Origin of the sequence: Thauera sp. (genome assembly GCF_047601425.1) — a bacterium.
In the GTDB taxonomy this organism is placed as follows: Bacteria; Pseudomonadota; Gammaproteobacteria; order Burkholderiales; family Rhodocyclaceae; genus Thauera.
In genome coordinates this window covers 2,841,256-2,863,813 of sequence record NZ_JASGJL010000001.1, presented here as the reverse complement: position 1 = coordinate 2,863,813, position 22,558 = coordinate 2,841,256, and the positions used below count along the sequence as shown (strand labels likewise).

Genomic DNA, 22,558 nt, shown 5'->3' with positions numbered 1-22,558 from the left:
GCCGCGTATCGGTGGCAGTGCCGGCCCGCTCTCCAATCACTCGCAGGTGCCGCCATGAAGAATGCACATTCCGTTCCGGAGCCGTCACGGCAAGCCGACCCGCCAAGCAGCAGCCGGCGCGGCCTGTTCCGCCTGGCGGCCGGCTCGCTGCTGCTGACCACGCTATTCGGGCAGCGGCCGATGGCGGCAGCCGCTGCCACTCCGTCGGCTGGCACGGGCACCGCACTCGGCGCATGGGCCAGCGGTGGCACGCGCCGGATCGGCCGGGCGGTGAGCTTTCCGGACCCGTTCACGGATACGCTCGAGTCGGCATGCCGGCTGATCTGCTCGACGACCATCGGTCCCTGCCACACCGCCTCGCCGGAACGCGCCGACGTCAGCGACGGCTGGGACGGCATCCCGCTGCGCATGGCGCTGCGCGTCGTCGACGAGGCCTGCCGTCCCGTGCCGGATGCCATCGTCGAGATCTGGCATACCAACTACACCGGGGGTTATTCAGGGGACATCATGCGCATGTGCAACAACGACCCGGAGGACCGCGGCAGGCAGTTCTTCCGCGGTTACCAGCGCACCGATGCGCGGGGTGTCGTTGCCTTCGACAGTTGTTATCCCGGCTGGTATCGCGGCCGTGCGGTGCATGTCCATGTGCGTGTGCAGATCGGCGAATACCTGGCCGACGACCGCGCACCCAGCAGTGTCGTCACGCAACTGCTGTTCAGCGATGAACTGAATGCGCGGATCTTCGACGAGCACGCGCTGTACCAGCGCTTCGGCCAGCCGGACACCACGCTGGAGACCGATGGCGTGGTCGGCGGGGAAGCCGACAAGGCACCCTATCTGTTCGAGGTCGAGCGCATGGGCGATGGGGTGATGTTCGCCCACAAGACGCTGGTGGTCCGCCAGGCCATGGACGAGCCGCTGTGCAGGGTCAGCGGCGCCCGCCGGGGCGGGAGGGGGCCAGGAGGCGGGCCGGGCGATCCGCCTCCGGGAGACGGCCGCCGCATGCCGCCGGATGGCCGGCCTCCGGCCAGGGGAGAGTGAGGCAGGGCGGTGGTTCTTGTATCCGGAACGTGCCGGGCCGGCACGCTCCGGGCTACGTCATTTCCTGACCGCTCTGACGATGCCGATCAGGATGCAGGCGCCGACGGTGCCGGCCACCAGGTAGCCGAGCCAGCCGCCGAAGGAGACGCCGAGAATGCCGAACAGGAAGCTCGCCACCGAGGCGCCGATGATGCCGAGCACGATGTTCATCAGGACGCCGGTATTGCTCTTCATCACGCCCGAAGCAATCCAGCCCGCGATGCCGCCGATGATCACGGCGGCCAACCAGCCGACACCCATGTCGCTCATCTGCACGTCCTCCAGATCAGTGGAAACAGTGGAAACGCGCGCCGCCATGGCAATGACGGCGTAAGCCGGATTATGCAGGCGCGCTGTGCGCTGCCAAAGGGCAAATGGTAAAAAGTCGATACACATGGCGCTGCGGACGGCGCCGGTGCAGGCAGACAATGACGTGGCCGGGAAAACCGTTTCCGAGGAGATGGCGATGAAGCTGTTCCAGTGCCAGTGCTGCAAACAGGTGGTGCATTTCGAGAATACCGTCTGCCTGCGCTGCGGGCAGACGCTCGGTTATCTGCCGGAACAGGACCGCATGGCGGCGGTGGAGGCCGACGGGCCGCGCTGGCGGGTATTGCCCGGCGAGGACGGAGCGGAGGACGGCCGGCGCTGGCGCTTCTGCCGAAACTGGGAATTGAGCGCCTGCAACTGGATGGTGCCCGCCGGCGAGGCCGCTGATGCGCAAGTGCCGGACGATGCGGCCGAGTTCTGTCCGGCCTGCCGCCACAACCGCACCGTGCCCAATCTCGACGACCCGGTTCAGCTCGCGCGCTGGCAGAAGATCGAGGTGGCCAAGCGCAGGCTCATCTACACGCTCGCCAGGCTCGGGCTGCCGCGTCCGGCCCCCGGTGACGGCCATGCCGAGCCGCTGGTGTTCGATTTTCTCGCCGAACTGCCGGGCAGCGCCGCGCCGGTGATGACCGGCCATGCCGGCGGCGTGGTGACCATCGCACTGGAAGAGGCCGACGACGCCGCGCGCGAAGGGACGCGTGCCGAGATGGGCGAAGCCTACCGCACCTTGCTCGGCCACTTCCGCCACGAGATCGGGCATTACTACTGGGATCTGCTGGTGCGCGACGGCGGCGCGCTGGACGGTTTCCGGGCGATGTTCGGCGACGAGCGCGCCGACTACGCCCAGGCGCTCGACCGCCACTACCGCGAGGGGCCGCCGGAAGGCTGGGAGGCGAGCCACGTGTCGGCCTACGCCACCATGCACCCCTGGGAAGACTGGGCCGAGACCTGGGCGCATTATCTGCACATGGTCGATACCCTGGAAACCGCCGCCGTGCTCGGCATCGAGCTGGAGCCCGAAGTCGATGAGGCAGGCGAGCTGTCCGCCGACATCGACATCGATCCCTACCGCGCAGCGGCGGTGAAGCGGCTGCTGTCCGCCTGGGTGCCGCTCACCGTGGCGCTGAATGCGCTGAACCGTTCGATGGGGGCTGCCGACCTCTACCCTTTCGCCTTGCCCGACGTGGTGCGGCAGAAGCTTGCCTTCGTGCACGATCTGGTCGCGGCCAGGCGCGGGTGAAGATGCAGCCTTCCATGTGGGCGGCCGGAATCAGGCGCCCAGATCGGCCAGCGGGTGCGGGCCGCCGTAGTGAGGCTCGAAGTGATCCTCGATGGCGGCGTCATCGACCGTCTGCAGGGTGGGGTACTGCCAGCGCGGCTTGCGGTCCTTGTCGATCAGCAGCGCACGCACGCCTTCGGCGAAGTCGCGGTGGGCGGTGGCGGCGACCGAGACGTGGTATTCGGTGCGGAACACCTCGGCCAGCGACATGTGGCGCGTTTTCTGCCACAGCGCCCAGGACAGTTTTGCCGAGCTTGGAGCGCCGTGCACGAAGGTCTTGCCGGCAGTGGCGAGCCAGGGGTCGGCGTCGTCGGCCAGTGCGGCCAGGCGGCGGGCGATGGCTTCCAGGCCGTCGTGGCCGATCAGCGCCTCGATGCGGTCGTAGTGCGCGCGCAGCGGCGATTCCGGCACGGCGGCGGATTCCCCTAGGCGGTCGAGCAGGGCGCCCAGGCGGGCGTGGTTGGCGGCATTGCCGGCCGCATCCGGTTCATCCCAGCGGGTGCCGGCGAGCAGCGCCGGCAATCGGGTGCGCTGGGCATCGTCGATGATGAAATCGGCCAGCCCGGCGAAGCGGGCGTCGGCAGCGTTGATCGGCACGCCGGTCAGCGCCAGGAACAGCCCGCTGCGGCCCGGCATGCGGCGCAGGAACCAGCTGCCGCCGACGTCCGGGTACAGGCCGATGGTGATTTCCGGCATCGCCATGCGGGTGGTGGGCGTGGCGACACGGTGCGAGGAGCCGGCCATCAGGCCGATGCCGCCGCCCATGACGATGCCCTGGCCCCAGCACAGGATGGGCTTCGCATAGGTGTGGATGCGATGGTCGAGGCGGTATTCGCGCTCGAAGAAATCCTTGGCGGCCTGCGGTATTTCGCCTTCGGGCGCGGCCTTGATGGCGTGGTAGAGCGCAGCGACGTCGCCGCCGGCGCAGAAGGCCTTCTCCAGCGAGCCGTCGAGCAGCACGCCGACGATCGCCGGGTCGGCCGCCCAGGCGTCGAGCTGCGGCGCGAGGCGGTCGATCATCGCCAGCGACAGGGCGTTGAGGCTCTTGGGCGAATTCAGCGTGGCGTGGCCGAAGCGGCGGCCGCAGGTTGTGTCGAATTCACGCAGGACCACGCAGTCGCCCGTCGTGCTGTCCTTCATCGTGCTGTCGTTCATCGTAGTGTCCTCATGTGTGGGTCGGTTGGGTCGCCCGTTCGGGCAGGCCGACAGTGTCGGACAGTTTGACGCCACATGGAACGGCGACCCCCCCTGGCGGGGGCTGCCGGCGAGCGATTCGGGGACGGTTTCCTGCTCAGGACGCGCCGGCGGCGAGCCAGGGCAGGAAGCCGCGCAGGAAGCGCGTGGTCGCGGGCATGAAGTAGCTGCCGTGGTGGTAGCAGGGGTCGAGCGTTGACACCAGCAGGCGGCCCGGCGTGCTCACCCGGTCGTCGTAGAAGATCGAGCCGCCTTCCACCGCATCGACCAGCGAAACCGCGCCCGCGGGGGGCTGAAGATGGCCGTGCCGGTGCCAGGTGAAGGCGTCCAGGCCGATGGCCTTGACCAGCGAGTGCTCCGGGGCAGCCACGCGCAGGCCGCTGTCCGCGCCCGGCGTCAGCCACCACCAGAAATTGACCGGCGCGGGCCGCCAGCGCACGCCGGGCAGCCAGTCCTCGGCCTGGTTGTCGCCCATCGCCACCACGGTCTTGCCGGCGGCGAGGAAGTCGTCGAGGCGCGGCCTGGCGCGCAGGAGGTATTCGGGATCCTGGCGGCTGGCGACGTAGATACAGTCGAAGGCGTCCAGCTCGGTGTCGGCAAGCTCCGGCGCATAGATGCTGGCGGCGAAATAGCGCGCGAACTCGGGGTCGTTGACGGTGGCGTGGTGATAGTAGGTGCCGCCGTCGATGAAGGCGATGGACATGTTTTCAGGCTCCCTGGTGGATGCCGGCCTTGAGCCAGCGCAGCAGTTGGGGGGCGATGCGGGCGGCGCTGGTGTCGTCGTTGACGTACATCCACAGCGGGTTGCCCGAGTGCATCAGGATGCGGCCGCCTTGCGGGCGTTCCCAGTACCAGTTGACCGGCGAGCGGTCGGCCTTGAGCCGGTGCAGCACGATGGCGCCGGGCGGCGGCGGATTGGCGCCGCGGCCATAGAAGCCGGCGACGCCGCGGCGAAAGCTCAGGTCATGGACGTCGACGCCGTCGAAGACGGGATGCGCCGCAGTGCGTTCGACCAGCAGGTCGTCCTTGCGGCTGCCGGCGGCCTGCACGAACATCGCCAGTTCCGGCAGCACCGGATAGACGAGGTGGCCGTTGAAGACCAGGGTGCCGCCCTTGTCGAGAAAGCGTTCCAGCTCCGCGCTGTGGCCGGCAAAGGCGCGCTGGTCGATGTGGGCCGGAACGATGATGACGTCGAAGCGGGCGAAATCCGCCGCTCCGAGTTCGCGCACATGGCGGGTGACGACGCCCTGCGCTTCGGGCAGTTGCAGGAATGAAGGGAATTCGTGCCCGACGGCACGCACGTAAAGTATCGAGCTCATGGATGGTCTGCTTCTCGGGTGGGCGGTCTGAACACTGGAATGGCGGCCATGCCGCCTGCCACGGCCGCCAGCGGCACCCGGCAGACCGGGAGCCGGTAGAGAGCGGACAGCGCGGCTTCGTCCATCACCTGCGCCGGCGGGCCGAAGCCGTGGCGGCTGCCGTCGAAGATCAGCAGGACGTGGCTGGCGAAGTCGAGCGCGTGCTGCGGGGCATGGGTGCTGACCAGCACGGTGATGCCGTCGGCGGCCAGCTCGGCCAGCACTCCCATCAGCAAGGCCTGGTTGTGCCAGTCGAGCGCGGCGGTGGGTTCGTCCAGGATCAGGATGTCCGCCTCCGCCGCCAGCGCGCGGGCCATCAGCACCAGTTGGCGTTCGCCGCCGGACAGCGCGGGAAACGGGCGTTTGGCCAGATGCGTGGCCTCGACCCGGGCCAGCGCGGCGAGGGCGGCGTCGTAGTCGCGGCGGCGCGGCGCGCCGAGCAGGGAAATGCCGCCGGCGCGGCCGAGCAGCACCATTTCGAGCGCGCTCAAGGGCAGCGCCGGATGCACGGCCTGGGGCACATAGCCGACGCGGCCCAGGTGTTCGACCTCTCCCGCCGATGGCGGCTGGGCGCCGGCGAGCATGCGCAGCAGGGTGGACTTGCCGACGCCGTTGGGGCCGAGCACGGCACACAGGTCGCCGTGCGCCAGTTCCAGCGACACGCCGTCCAGCACCCAGCGATCCTCGGTAGCGAGGCGGTAGCCCAGGCCGTGGGCGCGCATGACGATTCTTGCGTCGTCCGTCATGTCAGTGCTCCAGGCCGTGGCCGATGCGGCGCACGAGGAAAGCGAACAGCGGCGCGCCGAGCAGGGCCGTCAGCACGCCCAGCGGAATTTCCACCTCGGCGGCGGTGCGCGACAGGGTGTTGACCAGGGTCAGGTAGGCCGCGCCGCCCAGCATCACGTTGAGCATGAAGCTGCGGTGGTCGGTGCCGATGCCCATGCGCACCAGGTGCGGCACCACCAGCCCGACCCAGCCCACCACGCCGCACACGGCGACGCTGGCGGCGGTGATCAGGCCGACGGCGGCCAGCGCCAGAAAGCGCGCCCGGCCGACGCGGATGCCGAGGCCGCGGGCGTCTTCCTCGCCAAGCGACAGCGCCATGAGCTGGAAGCGCAGGCCGTAGAGCAGCAGCAGGCTGATGCCGATGCAGGGCAGGGCCAGCAGGATCCTGTCCTGGTTGGCGTTGGCGAGGCTGCCCATCAGCCAGAAGACGATGGCGGGAAGCTGGTTCTGCGGATCGGCGACGAGCTTGACCAGCGAAACCCCGGCGGCGAACACGCCGCTGACGACGATGCCTGCCAGCACCAGCAGCACCGTGCCGCTGGTGCGCCCGGCGGCCTGCCGCCCGGCCAGCGCGAACACCGCGAACAGCGCCAGCAGGCCCCAGATCAGGGCGCCGGCGACCACTGGCGGGCCGTCGCCCAGCATCATCATGCCCAGCACGCCGCCGAAGGCCGCGCCCGAGGACACGCCGAGCAACTGCGGCTCGGCCAGCGGGTTGCGGAACAGGCTTTGCAGCGCCGCGCCGGCGGCGGCCAGTCCGGCGCCGACCAGCGCCGCCAGCAGCACGCGGGGCAGGCGCACGGCCTCGATGACGCGCACCGCGACCGGATCGTCAGCGCCGCCGCCGGCAAGCAGGATGTCCAGCACCTGCCCCGGCGGGATGGAATAGCGGCCGAGGACGAGGCCGGCCAGCAGGCACAGGGCGAGCGCAAGCAGCAGCAACGCGCTGGCGCGCCAGTGACGGCGATGATCCACGATCATGGCGCCGGCCCGCACAGTTCCAGGTAGCGGGCGCTGGCGCCGTTCTCCGTCAGCCGCAGCACCCGGTCGAGGTCGGCCGCCCCGGTTTGATGGCCGTAAAGCTCGCGGTAGGCCTCGGTGATGCGCCGGCGCAGGCCGGGTTCGGCCTTATCCGGGTGCAGGATGCTGAAAATCCAGTTGACCGCGAGCGGTGTTTCCTGGCTCGGCGGATCCCAGCGGAAGCCGCCTCTCGGGTAGAGATAGACCCGGCGCGAGGAAATCGCCCCGACGCCGTCGAAACGGCTGTCCCGGAACAGGTCTGCCGGCATCAGGCCGGGCTCGAAGTTGTTGAGCAGGATCACGTCCGGGTTCCACGCCAGGATCTGCTCGATGCTGACCTGGGCGAAGTTCGGCAGCGCCGCGGCCGGGTTGATGCCGCCGGCGCGGCGGATGTCGCCGTCCATGCTGGTGCCCTTGCCGGCGACCTGGAGGGCGGAGCGCGCGCGCATCAGGTAGAGCACGCGGGGCCGCTTCTGCTCGGGGATGGCGGCAGCCCGGTGTTCGATTTCCGCCACGCGCCGCTCGAACCAGTTCGCCAGGGCTTCGCCGCGCTCGCGTTTGCCCAGCGCCGTGCCGGTCAGGCGCAGCCAGTCGGCCGCCAGCAGGCTGTCGCCGTAGCGCAGCGTCAGCACCGGCATGCCGAGATTGCGGATCGGGGCGACGATGGCGTCGCCGCGGTCGCCCCACTGGATGACCAGATCGGGGCGGGCGGCGGCCAGCGCCTCGGCGTTGGGCACGAAGTTCTCGCCGGCGACCTGCGCCGGCAGGCGGGCGGCGCCGGGGAACATCTTCCCCAGCAGGCCGTCGTCGATGTCGCTGCGCGCGGCGGCGTTGATGCCGGACAGGCGGGCCACGCCGCCGTCGACCGCCATCACCATCGAGGCCAGCGGAATCGGAATCGCGACGAGCTGGCGCACCTGTTCGGGGATGGCGACCTCGTGGCCGTTCTGGTCGGTGATCGTGGCGGCGGCGGCCGGCGCGCAGAGCGCGGCCGCAAGCAGGCCGGGGGCCAGGTATCTTTGCAGTGCGGCCATGTCAGAAGTCCGAACTCAGCTTGATGGCGAAGTTGCGGCCCGGCTCGACCAGCGGATTGCCGACCGTGCCGCGCGGGTAGGCGATGTCCTCGGCCACGGTGGGGTTGCGTCCGGCGCGGTCGAACAGGTTCTCGATGCCGGCGACCACCTTCCAGCCCTTCCAGCTTTCGCCCAGCAGGCCGTCCAGTCGGGTGCCGGCATGGAGGTCGACCATCGCGTAGCTCGCGGTGCCGCGCTCCTGGGTCTTGTCGATCCGCGAGCGGCCCTTGTAGCCGCGCAGCACGCTTTCGGCGTACCAGCCGCCGTGCGTGTAGCGCAGCGCGAGCCGGCCGCTCAAGGGGGCGATGCCCGGCAGCGGGCGGCTTTCGGACTCGTCCGTGCCGCGGGTCGCGGTCAGCATGTAGTTCAGGCTGAAGTTGCGGTCGAGCAGGCTGCGCCCTTCCAGCTCCAGGCTGCGGATGACGGCCTTCGACACGTTCTGGCGCTGGCGCAGCGTCGGCGACACCACGGTCGTCGTGATCAGGTCGCGGTAGTTGCTCTGATAGGCTGTGACGCTGCCCTGGTGGCGGGCCGAGGCCCAGCGCAGGCCGAGTTCGACCGTGCGGTTCACCTCGGGCGACAGGTCGGGAGACGGCAGCGTGGTGATGGTGCCGGCGGTCGAGGTGATCGTCATGTCCATGCCGGAAGGCGCGCGGAAGCCGCGGCTCAGGTTGGCGGCCACGCTCCACACCTCGTCCAGCGCGAACACCGCGCCCATGCTGCCGGTCAGCGCCGTTTCGGTGCTGCCCGGATTGCGGCCGTAAGCCGCCCGTTGGGCGGCGTTCTCGTTCGCCAGCGCGCCGCCGACTTCCGCCTTCACCCAGTCGCCGCGCACGGCGCCGGACAGCACCCAACGCTCGTTCGCCCGCCATTCGTCGGCGACGAAGATTCCGATGTTGGTGGTCTTGGAGTCGCGGTCGATCTTTTCCCACGGCAGCGGCGTCACCGTGCCGGTGGTGTTGTTGCTGCGGGTGATCTGGCGGTTGCGGCCCTCGAAGTCCTCGCTGAAGAAGTCCGCGCCGTAGCTCAGCAGGTGATCGTCCACCGCCTTCATCGCGACCAGGTGACCGCCCCACACGGTGGGCGCGTCGACCCGGATGTGGGCGTCCACCGTCATGGCCGGATTGGCGCGGTTGGTCTGCCAGATGTGGGTGTCGAACTTGCGCACATACATCGAGGCGTCGAGGCTGTCGGCCACTGCGCCGAAGTTGCGTCCCTGGTAGCCCAGGCGCAGATAGCGTTCGGTGATGGGTTTTTCGCTGACGCTCAGGACCGGTTCGCCGGGCGCGGCGCCCAGGCCGCCTGCCCGTTCGGTTTTTGCGTTTTCGTAGCGGCCGGAGATTTCCCAGCGCGACTCGTTCGTGGGCCGGTAGCCGATGTTGAAATCCACGCCCTTCGTTTCGAAAGCGCTGTTGTATGCCTTGCCGACCGGCGTGTCGTAGTCGCCGGCCGAGCGCGCGTGGGCGCCGATGAGCACGTCGAAACCCTGGCCGCCACCCGCCAGCTCGACGCGCCCGCCCCACAGGTCGTTCACGCTGGCGTATTCGAGGGCGCGCAGGCGCGGCGCAAGCACGAAGGGCTGGTCACGGTCGACCCTTGCGCGGCGGGTGACGATGTTCACGACGCCGTTCATCGCGTCGGCGCCGTACAGCGCCGACGCCGGGCCGCGGATCACCTCGATGCGCTCGATGCCGTTCGGGTCGAACATATTGAATTCAAGCGTGCTGCGGCCGCGGTAGCGGTCGCCGTCCACGGTCACGATCGAGCGCGTGGCGTTGGAGTTGAAGCCGCGCATGACGATCTGCCCGCCCAGCCCGCCGGAACGGGAGAACTGGATGCCCGGCACTTCCGCCAGCAGTTCCTGGATGCCCGCAGCGGCAGGGCGCTCACGGATCGTTTCGCCATCCACGACGCTGACTGCGCGCGGCGAATCATCCACCGCGCCGCCCGAGCGCGTGGCGGTGACGATTTCGGTCACGCCCAGTACCGTTTCCGTCGCTTCCTGCGCCTGCGAGGGGCTCGTCAGGCAGGTTCCCAGCGCCAGCAGCGCTGCACCCGCTTGCGCGGACCTGGGCTTCGAATTTTGATGCCGCATTTGAGACCACCAGTTGTAAGTGATAACGATTATCATGCGGCTCATGGTGGCATCCGCTGCCGAAAACAGAAATGACTTTTCTCAAGTTGTCGATGATGCAGATCAAGAACGTGATTCCCGTTTTGCAACAGGACGAGGTGTTCTCCGGCATTGCCGAAGCGTCCCTGCTGCCCTTGCTGGACAGCGGCTTTTTCCGCCGTCTGGAGTCCGAGGAATTCCTGTTTCGAGAAAAGGAATGCGCCCGCGCCTGGTGGCTGTTGCTGGAAGGCGAGCTGGAGGCGATGCGCCATGGCGCCGACGGCGAGGAGCGGATATTCGGTCACCGCAATGCGCCCGACCTGGTGGCGGAGGTGCTGATGTTCACGCCGGCCGGCTGCTATCCGGTCAGCATCCGCGCCCGCAGCGCGTGCCTGCTGTTCCAGATGAAGCGGGAGTCGCTGCATCAGTTGTGCGAACGCGAACCCCGGGTTGCCATGCGCCTGCTGGCGCGGGCGAGCCAGCGTCTGTGCCGGCGCATCGACGAGGTCGAGCTGATGGCGCGCGGATCGGGCGCCCAGCGTCTTGCCGCCTACCTGCTCCAGCAGCGCGAGCAGCAGGGCATGGCCATCGAATTGCGGCCGAACCAGCGGCAACTGGCGGCGACCCTGGGCCTGCGGGCCGAGACCTTGAACCGCCTGCTGTCGGACTGGCTGCGCCAGGGGTATGTGAGCGGCAAGCGGCGCAACTGGCAGATCATCGACGCCAAGGCGCTGGACGCCATCAGCCAGGGCTGCAACTGAAGCCGGCACCCGAAACGGGAAGCGCCCGGCCCTCGTGAGAAGGCCGGGCGCGGGCGGTTGCGGCGGTGCTTCAGCGCTGCCGGGCGGCGCGGATCAGTTGGGCCCCCCGCTCGGCGATCATGATCGTCGGCGAACTGGTGTTGCCCGAGGTGATGGTCGGCATGATCGAGGCATCGACCACGCGTACGCCGGCGATGCCGCGCAGCCGCAGTTCGGAGTCGGTGACGGCCGCGTCGTCGTCGCTGCGCCCCATCCTGCAGGTGCCGACCGGGTGGAAGATGGTGGTGCCGATGTTGCCGGCGGCGTGGATCAACTGCTCGTCGGTGGTGAAGTCCGGCCCCGGCAGGTGCTCGACCGGCTTGAACGGCGCCAGCGCGGGCTGGCTGGCGATCTTGCGGGTCAGGCGCAGCGCGCGGGCGGCTTTCTGGCGGTCGGCCTCATGGCTGAGGTAGCAGGGGGCGATCCTCGGCGCGCTGGCCGGGTCGCGGTCGCGGATGTCGATATGGCCGCGGGACTGCGGCCGCAGGTCGCAGACGCTGGCGGTGAAGGCCGGGAAGGTGTGCAGCGGATCGCCGAACTTGTCCAGCGACAGCGGCTGGACGTGGTATTCCAGGTCGGGCGTCGGCATCGAAGGGTCGGAATGCGCGAAGAGGCCGAGCTGGCTGGGCGCCATCGTCAGCGGGCCGCTGCGCATGAGGGCGTATTCCAGGCCCATCATGGCCTTGCCCCACAGGCTGTTGGCCTGGCGGTTCAGCGTCTTGATGCCCTGTACCTTGTATACGCTGCGGATCTGCAGGTGGTCCTGCAGGTTGCGGCCGACGCCGGGCAGGGCATGGACTACCGGAATGCCGAGTTTTTGCAGCAGGGCCGGATCGCCGATGCCGGAGCGCTGCAGGATGGCCGGCGAGCCGACGGCGCCGGCGGCGAGCACGACCTCGATGCGGCTGCGTGCCACGCAGGCCTCGTTGCCGAGGCGGAATTCGACGCCGCGCGCCTGGCGGCCTTCCAGCACCAGCTTGTCTGAAAGTGCGCCGGTGACGATGCGCAGGTTCGCGCGGCCGCGCACAGGGTCGAGGAAGCCGCGCGCGCTGCTCCAGCGCGTGCCGCGCTTCTGGTTCACCTCGAACTGGCTGACGCCGAGGTTGTTGCCGCCATTGAAGTCGGGCGTGGCCGGAATGCCGGCCTGGGCCGCAGCCTCGGCGAAGCGGTCGAGGATGTCCCAGCGCAGGCGCTGCTTTTCCACCCGCCATTCGCCATTGCCGCCGTGGAGGTCGTTGCCGCCGCTCCAGTGGTCCTCGACGCGCTTGAACACCGGCATGACTTCCTTCCAGGCCCAGCCGGCGTCGCCGGTGGCTTCGGCCCAGGAATCGTAGTCGCGCGCTTGGCCGCGCAGGTAGAGCATGGCGTTGATCAGCGTGCTGCCGCCCAGGCCCTTGCCGCGGGCATAGATGATGGAGCGGCCGTTGAGGCCCGGCTCGGGCTCGGTCTTGTAGCACCAGTCGGTGCGCGGGTTGTTGATGCAGTAGAGGTAGCCGACCGGGATCCTGGTCCAGATCCATTGTTCGTCGTTGCCGGCTTCGAGCAGCAGCACGGTCACGTCGGGGTCGGCCGACAGGCGGTTGGCCAGCACGCAGCCGGCGGCGCCGCCGCCGACCACGATGTAATCGAATTCACCGAAGTCTTTCATGGGGCACTCCTGGGGGTCGAATTTCGTGGCGCCCTCCGCCTGGGGGCGAAGGGCGGTCCGCTGAGGAGGGACTTGCCGGATCAGTTCACCGGCATCACGAACTCGGGCCCCTTGGAGCCGCTGTCGGGCCAGCGCTGCATGATGCTCTTGTAGCGGGTGTAGAAGCGCACGCCTTCCTCGCCGTAGCTGTGGTGGTCGCCGAACAGGCTCTGCTTCCAGCCGCCGAAGGAATGCCAGGCCATCGGCACCGGCAGCGGCACGTTGATGCCGACCATGCCGACCTGGATCTTCTGCGCGAACTCCTGCGCGGTGCGGCCGTCGCGGGTGTAGCAGGCGACGCCGTTGCCGAAGGCGTGGGCGTTGATCATCGCCACCGCCTCGGCGAAGGTATCGACTCGCACCACGCACAGCACCGGACCGAAGATTTCCTCGTCGTAGATCTTCATGCCGGGCTTGACGCCGTCGAACAGCGTGGGGCCGAGGAAGTAGCCTTGCTCGCGACCGGGCACGGCGAGGCTGCGGCCGTCGAGCACCAGGCTGGCGCCTTGTTCGATGCCGGAGGCGATGTAGCCCTCGATGCGCGCCTTGGCCTCCTGCGTGACCACCGGGCCCATGTCGGCGCCGTCGGCTTCGCCGTCGTCGACCTTGAGCTGTTCGGCGCGGCTCTTCACCTTGGCGATCAGCTCGTCGGCGATGTGGCCCACCGCAACCGCCACCGAGATCGCCATGCAGCGCTCGCCGGCCGAGCCGTAGGCGGCGCCGATCAGCGCGTCGGCGGCCTGGTCGAGGTCGGCGTCGGGCATCACCACCATGTGGTTCTTGGCGCCGCCCAGCGCCTGCGCACGCTTGCCGTTGCGGGCAGCGGTCTCGTAGATGTATTTCGCGATCGGAGTCGAGCCGACGAAGCTGATCGCCTGCACGTCGGGGTGGTTCAGCAGCGCATCGACCGCGCTCTTGTCGCCCTGCACGACGTTGAACACGCCTGCCGGCAGGCCGGCTTCGCGGAACAGCTCGCCGAGCAGCAGCGAGGGCGAGGGGTCGCGCTCGGAGGGCTTCAGCACGAAGGCATTGCCGCATGCGATCGACACCGGCGCCATCCACATCGGCACCATGACGGGGAAGTTGAACGGCGTGATGCCGGCGGTGACGCCGAGCGGCATGCGCTGGTTCCAGTTGGAGATGCCGCCGCCGACGTTGTCGGAGTACTGGCCCTTCAGCAGCTGCGGAATGCCGCAGGCGAACTCGATGATTTCCAGGCCGCGCTGCACTTCGCCGCGGGCGTCGGGGAAGGTCTTGCCGTGTTCGCGGGTGATCAGGCGGGCGAGGTCGTCGGTGTGGCGTTCGACCAGTTCCTTCATCTTGAACAGCACGCGGGCACGGCGCTGGACGGCCAGCGCGCCCCACTCGGGCTGGGCGGCGGCGGCGGAGGCGACCGCGGCATCGACTTCGGCCCGGGTGGCGAGCGCGACCTGGCGCGAGATCCTGCCCAGGGCGGGATCGTAAACCGGGACCTGGCCGCCTTCACCGGGGCGGAATTCGTTGTCGATCCAGTGGCCGACGCGGCCTTGGGGCGATGCGTAGGTGAAACTCATGTCGATTTCTCCTGCTGTGGTGTGTGGGGGCTTGGAGCCTTGCATTAAAGCGGCTGCGGGGGTACCGGTCCAATGACTTATCATTAGATTCGATATTTTGATCGCTAATATCTCCAGCCTTTGGAGCCAGCCCCCGGGGCAGGCGCGAATACGCGCCTCAGACGATGCCGAAGGTATAGAACACGGCGATGACCAGGAAGGCCGCGATCGTCTTGATGACGGTGATGGCGAAGATGTCCTTGTAGGACTGGCGGTGGGTCAGGCCGGTCACGGCCAGCAGCGTGATGACGGCGCCGTTGTGCGGCAGGGTGTCCATGCCGCCGGAAGCCATGGCGGAGATCCGGTGCAGGACTTCCATCGGGATGCCCGCCGCCGTCGCGTTCTGGATGAAGGTGTCGGCCATGGCGGCGAGTGCGATGCTCATGCCGCCGGAAGCCGAGCCGGTGATGCCGGCCAGGGCGGTGATCGTGACCGCCTGGTTGATCAGTGGGTCGGAAATGGCCTTGAGCCCTTCTGCCACCACCAGGAAGCCGGGCAGGCCGGCGATGACCGCGCCGAAGCCGTACTCGGATGCAGTGTTCATCGTCGCCAGCAGCGAACCGCCGATCGCGAGCTGGGTGCCTTTGGCGAAGTGTTTGGTCACCGTCTTGAAGGCGAACAGCATCACCGTCAGGATGCCCACCAGCAAGGCCGCTTCCACCGCCCAGATGGCGACGACCTTGGAAACGTCGGTCGTTATCGACGTCGAGGCGCCCGCCAGGGTCATCTCGTGCGTGTCGCCGTAGAAGCACGGGATCAGGCTGGTGAAGACCTTGTTCATCACCCCGACCATCACCAGCGGCAGCAGCGCGATCGCGGGGTGGGGCAGGTTGTGGTGGTCGAAGGGCTCGGGCTCGTTCACCAGGCTGCTGCCGTAGCCTTCGTTGGCGGCCGCGGCGCGGCGGCGCTGCACTTCCAGGTAGATCAGGCCGGTGACCAGGATGAACACCGCGCCGGTGACGCCGAGCCAGGGCGCGGACCAGGTGTCGGTCTTGAAGAAGGTGCTGGGGATGATGTTCTGGATCTGCGGCGAGCCGGGCAGCGCGTCCATCGTGAAGGTGAAGCCGCCCAGCGCGATCGTGCCCGGGATCAGGCGCTTGGGGATGTTGCTCTGGCGGAACATCTCGGCGGCGAAAGGATAGACAGCGAAGACGACGACGAACATCGACACGCCGCCGTAGGTCAGCAGCGCGCAGACCAGCACGATGGAGAGGATTGCGCGCTTCTGGCCGACGAGTCCGATCACCGTGGAGACGATCGATTTGGAAAAGCCCGACAGCTCGATGACCTTGCCGAAGATGGCGCCCAGCAGGAAGACCGGGAAGTAGAGCTTGACGAAGCCCACCATCTTTTCCATGAAGACGCTGGAGAACATCGGCGCCACCAGGGATGGATCGACCAGGAACACCGCGCCGAGCGCTGCGACTGGGGCAAACAGGATGACGCTGTAGCCGCGGTAGGCCACGAACATCAGGAAGGCAAGTGCCGCGATGACGATCAGCAGACTCACGGTATCTCCTCTTCTGGTTATGACGAAAGAAAATTCCCCCTTCATTGCGAAAGGGCGCAAGGGTGCAGCGCGGGGGATTTAAAACCGCCGAAAACCATCCGGTCCAATGAGTTATCATTGGATTAGTTATTTCGATTGCTAATATCAAATGGACTATTCGGGCCTGCGGGCTTTCGTGATGACTGCCCAGGAGGGGAACCTCACGCGGGCGGCCGAGCGGCTGTGCATCACCCAGCCGGCCCTGAGCCTGCAGCTCAAGAAGCTGCAGGAATCCCTTGACCTGACGCTGTTCGAGCGTCTGCCGCGCGGAGTCCGCCTGACCCAGGCGGGCCGCCAGTTACTGCCGGCAGCCGAGCGGGCACTGGCGACGGCGGCGGAGTTCCGGGCCGCGGCAGCCCACCTCAAGGGCAGCCTGATGGGCACGCTGCGCCTGGGGACCATCGTCGATCCCGAGTTCCTGCGCCTGGGTGTCTGCCTGCGTCTGCTGGCCGAGCGCCATCCTGGCGTGTCCTTCATGCTGCGCCACGGCATGTCGGGTGCGATGGCGCGTGAAGTGGAGGCGGGCAGTCTCGATGCTGCCTTTGCCCTGGGCGCGCCCGGCCTGGAAGACCTGCAGGACCGCTTCCACGTCATGGCGCTGACGGGTTTCGTTTACCGCGTCGTCGCGCCACCGAGCTGGGGTGGGCAGGTGCGGGGCAAAGGCTGGCGGGCGCTGGCCCAGCTGCCCTGGATCTGGACGCCGCCGGAGTCGGTCCATCAGCGCCTGCTGAGCCGCATTGCCGCGGCGGAGGAGGTGGAGTTCAAGGTCGTGGCGCAGGTCGACCTCGAGCCGTCGATGATGGATCTGGTCAGGTCGGGCGTCGCGCTGACCCTGGCGCGCGACAGCCTGGCGCTGCGTGCCGCGCATGCCGACGGCGTGGTGATCGCCGATGCCGTGGTGGTGCCGGCGGCGCTGGGCTTCATCTGCCGCAAGGACAGGGTCAAGGAGCCGCCGATCGGCGCTGCGATGGAAGTCGTCGCCGAAGCCTGGCGCGGCGACATGCGCTGAGCAGCGAAGCGCCGCCGCGGTCCGTGCAGCAGGACGTCATGCTGCCTTGCTCGCGAGGCTGAGGCGCCGTGCTGGTTGCAATGCACAAAAGGCTTGCAGAGATCTCCGTGAAAGTAAATGATAATGGACATCATTACTAACTTCAGTGACCAGCCTCCGGACGGTTCTGCGAGTCTGGCTCATCCGATTGGAAGCACGGATGACCTCGAATCAAGCAATGGGTGCGGCAATCGCCCGTGATTTCGTTCTGCCGCCGGGCATGATGCTGGCCGGCGAGTTCAATGGAGGCGATTACCACTTCGTCGGCGCACGCATGACGCCGGACGAACCGGTGCTCGCCGGCCGGGTGTCTCGCCTGGGGGCGCAGGACGGGCTCGAAGTGCATTGCTCGCAGGTCTGCGATCTTCGCGACCTGCGCTCACGGGTCTCGCTGGCCCCGGGCTTGCGCGTCACGGTACTGCTGGTCGGCAACGTCGATGTGTCCTTCGGCGCGCAGTGCGTCGATCTGTCGGCGGGGCGGCGGCAAGCCACCGCATGCGGCATGATGGTCGGCACCACGCGGCAGGAGACTTTCGAGCGCCGCTGGCAGCGGGGCAAGCTCGAGCGCAAGGTGAGCCTGTTCATGTCGTCCGAATGGCTGCAGCAGCAGGGCCTTGCCGATGCCGGGACGGACCCGCGCGTGCGCAGCTTTCTCGACCGCAATCTGGCGACACAGCCCTGGCGGCCGTCGCCGCGCGCCGTGGCGCTGGCCGAGCAACTGATGCAACTGACGGCCGGCCCGGCACCGCTGGGGCGCTTGCTGATCAACAGCCGGGCGGTCGAACTGGCCCACGAGGCGCTGGGCAGCCTGACGGAGCATGCCGGCAATGCCGGGTTGCGCCCATGCCAGCACGAGCGCCTGGCTCGATTGCGCGATTTCCTCGCCAGCGATGCGGCGCTGGATCTGAGCCTGGACGAGATCGCCCGCTGGGCGGGGCTCAGCGCCAGCGCGCTGCAGCGCCACTTCCGTGCCGCCTACGGCACTTCGATCGTCGAGTTCCGGCGTGATGCGCGCCTGCACAAGGCGCGCATCGACCTGGAACAGCGCGGCTCGAGCGTGGCCCAGGCCGCCCATGTGGCGGGCTACAACAGCGCCGCCAATTTCGCCACGGCCTTCAAGCGCCGCTTCGGACTGTCGCCCAAGATGGTGCGCGCACGCATCTGAACGGCGCTGTGGCCGCAAAGCGCATCCGGCAAACATTCGTGCGTGTCCGGCAAACCACGGCGAGGCGATGGAATGCTGAAATGCCTGCCGAAGCACGCTCGGGTTCCGTGCGTGCCTGTCGTTCGCGCAGTGCGCGACTCCAGATCCTACCGAAGCCGAAGCTGCCCACGCCCATGAAACCCACCGCCGACATCCATTCCCATCGTTCCGTCCTGCCGCTTGCCCGCTGCATCCTGGCCGCCATCGCGGCAATGGCGGGCAGCGCTTCCGTCCACGCTCAGGAAGAGAGCATGCTGAGCGCGGTCGTCGTCTCCGCCGCCGGCAAGCAGCAAATGGTCAAGGACGCGCCGGCGTCGATTTCCGTGATCACCCGCGAGGAGATCGACAAGCTGCCGGTCGGCAGCGCGGTCGAACGCCATCAACCGCCTGGAAGGCGTCAACGTCAATGGCGACAGCCCCAATTCCAGCGACATCTCGATCCGCGGCATGCCCGGCGAATACACCCTGATCCTGGTGGACGGCAAGCGGCAGGGCACGCGCGAGACCATGAACCGCGGCACCGGCGGCGTGCAGGCCAACTTCCTGCCGCCGCTCGATGCGATCGAGCGCATCGAGGTGGTGCGCGGCCCGATGGGCACCTTGTACGGCGCCGACGCGATGGGCGGCGTGATCAACATCATCACCCGCAAGGTGCCGACCGCGTGGCGCGGCTCGGTCACGCTGTCGGCGACCAAGCAGGAACATTCCGATCTCGGCGACAGCCGCCAGGCCGACTTCTGGGCGGGTGGCCCGATCAAGGCCGATGCGCTCGGCCTGCAGGTCTACGGCCAGTACGTGCGCCGCTACGAGGACGACATCTACTACCCCCTGCCTTTCGTCAGCGGCGCCCACGGCAGCCGCGACCGCTCGATCGGCGCCAAGCTCAGCGCCAAGCTGAGCGACAACCAGGACCTGACCCTGGACGTGGGCACCGAGGACTTCAGCTATCTGCGCGAGCCGGGCCATTCCATCGCCGCCACCGCGGACGGCACCGAGACCCGCCACAGCCGCGACCACATCTCGCTGACGCACGAAGGGCGCTGGTCCTTCGGCAGCTCCCGCGTCGTGCTCAGCCAGGAAGTCGGCAAGCAGAACGACTACACTAACGGCGTGCGCAACGTCGCCCGCCCGGAAGTGACCAACCGCGTGTTCGACGGCCAGCTGTCGCTGCCCTTCAGCCGCCACCTGCTGCGCCTCGGCGCCCAGTATCAGCTCAGCAGCGTCGAAGGCATCAGCCAGCAGGATTCCATTCCGGGCTTCCCGGCGCCGAACGTGGACAAGGTGGACATCGATTCGTGGGCCTTGTCGGCGGAAGACGACTTCTTCTTCAGCGATCGCTTCACGCTGACGGCCGGCGTGCGCCTCGACCACCACGAACTCTACGGTTCGCACTGGTCGCCGCGGCTGTACGGGGTGTATCAGCTCGACGAGGCGTGGACCCTGCGCGGCGGCATCGCCAGCGGCTTCAAGGCGCCGACGCTGCGCCAGAGCGTGGCGGGCTACTGCATGACCACCGGCGGCAACACGCCCAAGCGCGGCAACCTGTGCGGCAACCCGAACCTCGATCCGGAAACCAGCCTGACGCAGGAGTTCGGCGTGGCCTGGCAGTGGGCGCCGGGTTCCAGCCTCAGCGCGACGGTGTTCAACAACGACTTCAAGAACAAGGTCGCCAGCTACGACACCGGGGTGGACGATCCGCGCATGCCCTCGCGCAGCATCTACGTCTACGACAACATCGACAACGTCACCATCCGCGGCCTGGAAGTGGCGCTGAACTTTCCGCTCACCCGCACGCTGGGCTTCGACGGCAACTACACCTACGTGAAGTCCGAGCGCGAGGGCGGCGGCGAGTTCTCCTACGACAACAGCTCGCTCGACGGCAAGCCGCTGGACAAGACGCCCAGGCACATGCTGAAGGCCCAGCTCGACTGGACGCCCAATGATGCCTTCTCCGGCTGGCTGCGCGCCAACTACTACGGCAAGTCCTACTACGCCGGTTTCCGCAACGGCGCGACGAACGTGCGCGAGCGCCCGGCCTCGGCCACGCTGGACATCGGCGGGCAGTACGCCTTCAGCCCCACGCTGACGCTGAAGGCCGCGCTGCTCAACGTCACCGACCGTATGGTCGCGATCGACAACCGCACGCGCACCACCGGCCTCGACGGCAACTGGATGCAGGACGAGGGCCGTCGCCTGTGGGTGGCCTTGAACGCGGGCTTCTGATGGGCATGCGGCGCTTGTGCCGGGCCCTGCGTGCCGTTCTGGTCGGCCTGCTGTCCGCGCTGTCGCTGGCGGCGGTGGCGGAAGTGGCGGTGACCGACCAGGCCGGCCGCCGCGTGGTGCTGTCCCAGCCCGCGCAGCGCATCGTGCTGACCGACACCTCGGACTTCATCACCCTTGCCCTCATCGACGACCGTCCGGCGCAGCGCCTGGTGGCGTGGAACCGCTGGCGCCTGGACGCGGACACGCTGGGCGCGCTGCGCGAGGCCGATCCCGCCTTCGACGACATCCTGCAGCTCAGCGTCGACGATCCGAACAACTTTCCGCTCGAACGCGTCATCGCGCTGAAACCCGACCTGGTCGTGCTGCATCCGCGTTTCATGGCCGTCGGACGCCTGATCCGCCAACTGGAGGCGGCCGGCATCGGCGTGGTGGTCCTGCGCCTGACGCCCAGCTTCCGCAGCGAGCGGCCGCTGGACGGCCTGCAGCAGCTCGGCGTGCTGATCGGCCGCAGCGAGCAGACCGACGCCTATGTGGCTTTCTTCCAGGAGCGTCTCGAGCGCATCCGCAGCCGCGCCGCGACCGTGCAGCGGCGCCCCGTGGTGCTGCTCGAACCGCACGCGGGCAGTGCAGCCTGCTGCACTTCGGTGGGAAGCGGCGAGAGCATCGGCGACCTCGTCACCATCGCCGGGGGGCGCCACATCGGCGAGGAAGTGCTGCCCGGCATGTTCGGCCAGCTGAGCCTGGAATACGTGCTCGACCAGGACCCGGAGGTCTATATCGGTGCGGGCGGCGCCTACCTCGCCGAGCGCGGCGGGCTGGTGCTCGGCGTGAATACCACGCCGGCCGCCGCGCAGGCCTCGCTGGGCCGGGTACTGCAGCGCAAGGGAATGTCCGGCATGCGCGCGATCGAGGACGGGCGCACCCACGGCATCTGGTTTCCGCTCACCGGCGGCCTGAGCATCGTCGCGCTCGAAGTCGTCGCCAAATGGGTGCTGCCCGACTTGTATGCCGACATCGACCCGCAGGCGACGATGGACGAGATCAACGGCCGCTTCCTCGCCACGCCGCTGCGCGGCAGCTTCTGGACCAACGGGCCGGGGCAGCCCGCCGGTTTCGCCGTTCCCGGCCGGAGCAGCCGATGACGCGCGAGGCCTGTCATCCGGCCGTGATGGTGTCGACGGCCGGGCTCGATACGCTGGACGAGTACCGCCGGCTGACCTGGCGCCGCCGCGGCCTGGTGGCCTTGCTGCTGGTTCTTGCACTGGCCAGCGCGCTGACCGACTTCGTCAGCGGCCCGTCCTCGCTCGGCGTGGCGGATGCGCTGCGCGGGCTGTTCGATGCCGAATCGCTGGGGCGCGGCCAGCGCGTGATCCTGTGGGAGGTACGCCTGCCGATCGCGGTACTGGCGGTGCTGGTCGGCATGGCGCTGGCGCTCGCCGGGGTCGAGATGCAGACCATCCTCGGCAATCCGCTGGCCGAGCCCTTCACCCTCGGCGTGTCCTCGTCGGCGGCGCTCGGCGCCGCGCTCGCGATCGTGCTCGGCGTGGGCGTGCCCGGGCTGGATCTGTCCTGGCTGGTGCCGGCCAACGCCTTCGTCTTCGCGCTCGGCGCGTTGATGTTGCTGCAACTGCTTGCGCGCACCCACCATGCCGGGCCGGAGACGCTGGTGCTGTTCGGCATCACCATCGGCTTCGCCGCCGGCGCGCTGCTGTCGCTGCTGCAGTTCGTCGCCAGCGAGGACGCGCTGCAGCAACTGGTGTTCTGGACCATGGGCAGCCTGGCGCGCGCCGACTGGACCAACGTCGGCCTGCTGGCCGCGGTGCTGGTCGTGACGATGCCGTTCTCGTGGCGCGCCGCGCGCCGCCTCACCGCGCTGCGGCTGGGGGACGATCGCGCGCGCAGCTTCGGCGTCAACGTCGACCGGCTGCGCCTGTGGGCGCTGGTGCGCGCCAGCCTGCTGGCGGCGACGGCGGTGGCGCTGGTCGGCACGATCGGCTTCGTCGGCCTGGTCGGGCCGCACATGGCGCGCCTGCTGGTCGGCGAGGACCACCGCTTCCTGCTGCCGGCCAGCGTGGTCTGCGGCGCGCTGCTGATGTCGCTGGCGTCGGTGATCAGCAAGACCCTGGTGCCCGGCGTGCTGATGCCGGTGGGTATCGCCACCTCGCTGGTCGGCCTGCCGGTGTTCCTGGCCCTGATCACCCGGCGCCACCGGCGGAGATGAGCTC

The 22,558-nt window shown here is 68.6% G+C and carries 20 protein-coding genes; 8 read left to right on the top strand and 12 right to left on the bottom strand.

Annotated features, from left to right (window positions below; translation table 11 throughout):
* Window positions 1-54 precede the first annotated feature (54 nt).
* A complete protein-coding gene (locus QM748_RS13890) occupies window positions 55-1,041 on the top strand; it encodes a hypothetical protein (RefSeq protein WP_415247516.1) in 987 nt (328 codons plus the stop codon).
* Between the two features lie 57 nt (window positions 1,042-1,098).
* Here the strand turns inward: QM748_RS13890 and QM748_RS13885 are convergent, their stop codons facing one another.
* Entirely contained in the window at window positions 1,099-1,575 is a 477-nt protein-coding gene (locus QM748_RS13885; RefSeq protein ID WP_415247515.1) for a GlsB/YeaQ/YmgE family stress response membrane protein, read from the bottom strand.
* Between QM748_RS13885 and QM748_RS13880 the strand changes: the two genes are divergently transcribed.
* Window positions 1,547-2,647, top strand: coding sequence for a putative zinc-binding metallopeptidase (locus QM748_RS13880; RefSeq protein ID WP_415247514.1), 1,101 nt, complete (start codon window positions 1,547-1,549; stop codon window positions 2,645-2,647). The genes QM748_RS13885 and QM748_RS13880 overlap by 29 nt on opposite strands.
* A gap of 30 nt (window positions 2,648-2,677) precedes the next feature.
* On the opposite strand, the gene QM748_RS13875 is transcribed toward QM748_RS13880, so the two are convergent.
* The 7 genes from QM748_RS13875 to QM748_RS13845 all read right to left on the bottom strand — a co-directional run bounded on the left by QM748_RS13875 (window position 2,678) and on the right by QM748_RS13845 (window position 10,212).
* Window positions 2,678-3,841, bottom strand: a complete 1,164-nt coding sequence (locus QM748_RS13875; RefSeq protein WP_415247513.1) for an enoyl-CoA hydratase/isomerase family protein — start codon at window positions 3,839-3,841, stop codon at window positions 2,678-2,680.
* Between the two features lie 136 nt (window positions 3,842-3,977).
* Window positions 3,978-4,583: a hypothetical protein gene (locus QM748_RS13870; RefSeq protein WP_415247512.1), complete on the bottom strand. Its 606-nt coding sequence runs from the start codon at window positions 4,581-4,583 to the stop codon at window positions 3,978-3,980.
* A gap of 4 nt (window positions 4,584-4,587) precedes the next feature.
* Window positions 4,588-5,199, bottom strand: coding sequence for a hypothetical protein (locus QM748_RS13865; RefSeq protein WP_415247511.1), 612 nt, complete (start codon window positions 5,197-5,199; stop codon window positions 4,588-4,590).
* Complete coding sequence (locus QM748_RS13860) at window positions 5,196-5,984, bottom strand: ABC transporter ATP-binding protein (protein ID WP_415247510.1); 789 nt, start codon at window positions 5,982-5,984, stop codon at window positions 5,196-5,198. Before QM748_RS13860 ends, QM748_RS13865 begins: the two co-directional genes overlap by 4 nt.
* A 1-nt stretch (window position 5,985) precedes the next feature.
* The gene (locus QM748_RS13855) at window positions 5,986-6,999 is read right to left on the bottom strand and encodes a FecCD family ABC transporter permease (protein ID WP_415247509.1); all 1,014 of its coding nucleotides are present in this window, start codon (window positions 6,997-6,999) and stop codon (window positions 5,986-5,988) included.
* 2 nt (window positions 7,000-7,001) lie between these two features.
* Window positions 7,002-8,078 carry an ABC transporter substrate-binding protein gene (locus QM748_RS13850; protein WP_415247508.1) on the bottom strand — a complete coding sequence of 359 codons (1,077 nt, stop codon included), beginning with the start codon at window positions 8,076-8,078 and terminating at the stop codon, window positions 7,002-7,004.
* A 1-nt stretch (window position 8,079) separates the two neighbouring features.
* Window positions 8,080-10,212, bottom strand: a complete 2,133-nt coding sequence (locus tag QM748_RS13845; RefSeq protein WP_415247507.1) for a TonB-dependent receptor — start codon at window positions 10,210-10,212, stop codon at window positions 8,080-8,082.
* A gap of 71 nt (window positions 10,213-10,283) precedes the next feature.
* Here QM748_RS13845 and QM748_RS13840 point away from each other — a divergent pair, with 71 nt between their 5' ends.
* Entirely contained in the window at window positions 10,284-10,991 is a 708-nt protein-coding gene (locus tag QM748_RS13840; RefSeq protein ID WP_415247506.1) for a Crp/Fnr family transcriptional regulator, read from the top strand.
* Window positions 10,992-11,061: 70 nt separating this feature from the next.
* Here QM748_RS13840 and QM748_RS13835 read toward each other — a convergent pair whose 3' ends face one another.
* The 3 genes from QM748_RS13835 to QM748_RS13825 form a co-directional block, all read right to left on the bottom strand.
* Entirely contained in the window at window positions 11,062-12,678 is a 1,617-nt protein-coding gene (locus tag QM748_RS13835; RefSeq protein ID WP_415247505.1) for a GMC family oxidoreductase, read from the bottom strand.
* 80 nt (window positions 12,679-12,758) lie between these two features.
* A complete protein-coding gene (locus QM748_RS13830) occupies window positions 12,759-14,270 on the bottom strand; it encodes a CoA-acylating methylmalonate-semialdehyde dehydrogenase (RefSeq protein ID WP_415247504.1) in 1,512 nt (503 codons plus the stop codon).
* 157 nt (window positions 14,271-14,427) lie between these two features.
* The gene (locus tag QM748_RS13825) at window positions 14,428-15,819 is read right to left on the bottom strand and encodes a GntP family permease (RefSeq protein WP_415247503.1); all 1,392 of its coding nucleotides are present in this window, start codon (window positions 15,817-15,819) and stop codon (window positions 14,428-14,430) included.
* A 148-nt stretch (window positions 15,820-15,967) separates the two neighbouring features.
* On the opposite strand from QM748_RS13825, the gene QM748_RS13820 reads away from it, so the two are divergent.
* Together QM748_RS13820 and QM748_RS13815 are read left to right on the top strand one after the other, a co-directional pair.
* On the top strand, window positions 15,968-16,867 hold the full coding sequence (locus tag QM748_RS13820; protein WP_415247502.1) for a LysR family transcriptional regulator: 900 nt from the start codon (window positions 15,968-15,970) through the stop codon (window positions 16,865-16,867).
* A 199-nt stretch (window positions 16,868-17,066) separates the two neighbouring features.
* Window positions 17,067-18,071, top strand: coding sequence for a helix-turn-helix transcriptional regulator (locus QM748_RS13815; RefSeq protein ID WP_415247501.1), 1,005 nt, complete (start codon window positions 17,067-17,069; stop codon window positions 18,069-18,071).
* Window positions 18,072-18,217: 146 nt separating this feature from the next.
* Here the strand turns inward: QM748_RS13815 and QM748_RS13810 are convergent, their stop codons facing one another.
* Window positions 18,218-18,544, bottom strand: coding sequence for a hypothetical protein (locus tag QM748_RS13810; RefSeq protein WP_415247500.1), 327 nt, complete (start codon window positions 18,542-18,544; stop codon window positions 18,218-18,220).
* Between QM748_RS13810 and QM748_RS13805 the strand changes: the two genes are divergently transcribed.
* Genes QM748_RS13805 through QM748_RS13795 form a run of 3 tightly spaced genes read left to right on the top strand, consistent with a single transcriptional unit; the run spans window position 18,489 to window position 22,554 of the window.
* Window positions 18,489-20,333, top strand: a complete 1,845-nt coding sequence (locus tag QM748_RS13805; RefSeq protein WP_415248072.1) for a TonB-dependent receptor domain-containing protein — start codon at window positions 18,489-18,491, stop codon at window positions 20,331-20,333. The two genes, QM748_RS13810 and QM748_RS13805, sit on opposite strands and share 56 nt — an antisense overlap.
* A complete protein-coding gene (locus QM748_RS13800; protein ID WP_415247499.1) occupies window positions 20,333-21,475 on the top strand; it encodes an ABC transporter substrate-binding protein in 1,143 nt (380 codons plus the stop codon). The genes QM748_RS13805 and QM748_RS13800 overlap by 1 nt, the downstream gene beginning before the upstream one ends.
* Window positions 21,472-22,554, top strand: coding sequence for a FecCD family ABC transporter permease (locus tag QM748_RS13795; RefSeq protein WP_415247498.1), 1,083 nt, complete (start codon window positions 21,472-21,474; stop codon window positions 22,552-22,554). Before QM748_RS13800 ends, QM748_RS13795 begins: the two co-directional genes overlap by 4 nt.
* The last annotated feature ends 4 nt before the right edge of the window (window positions 22,555-22,558 follow it).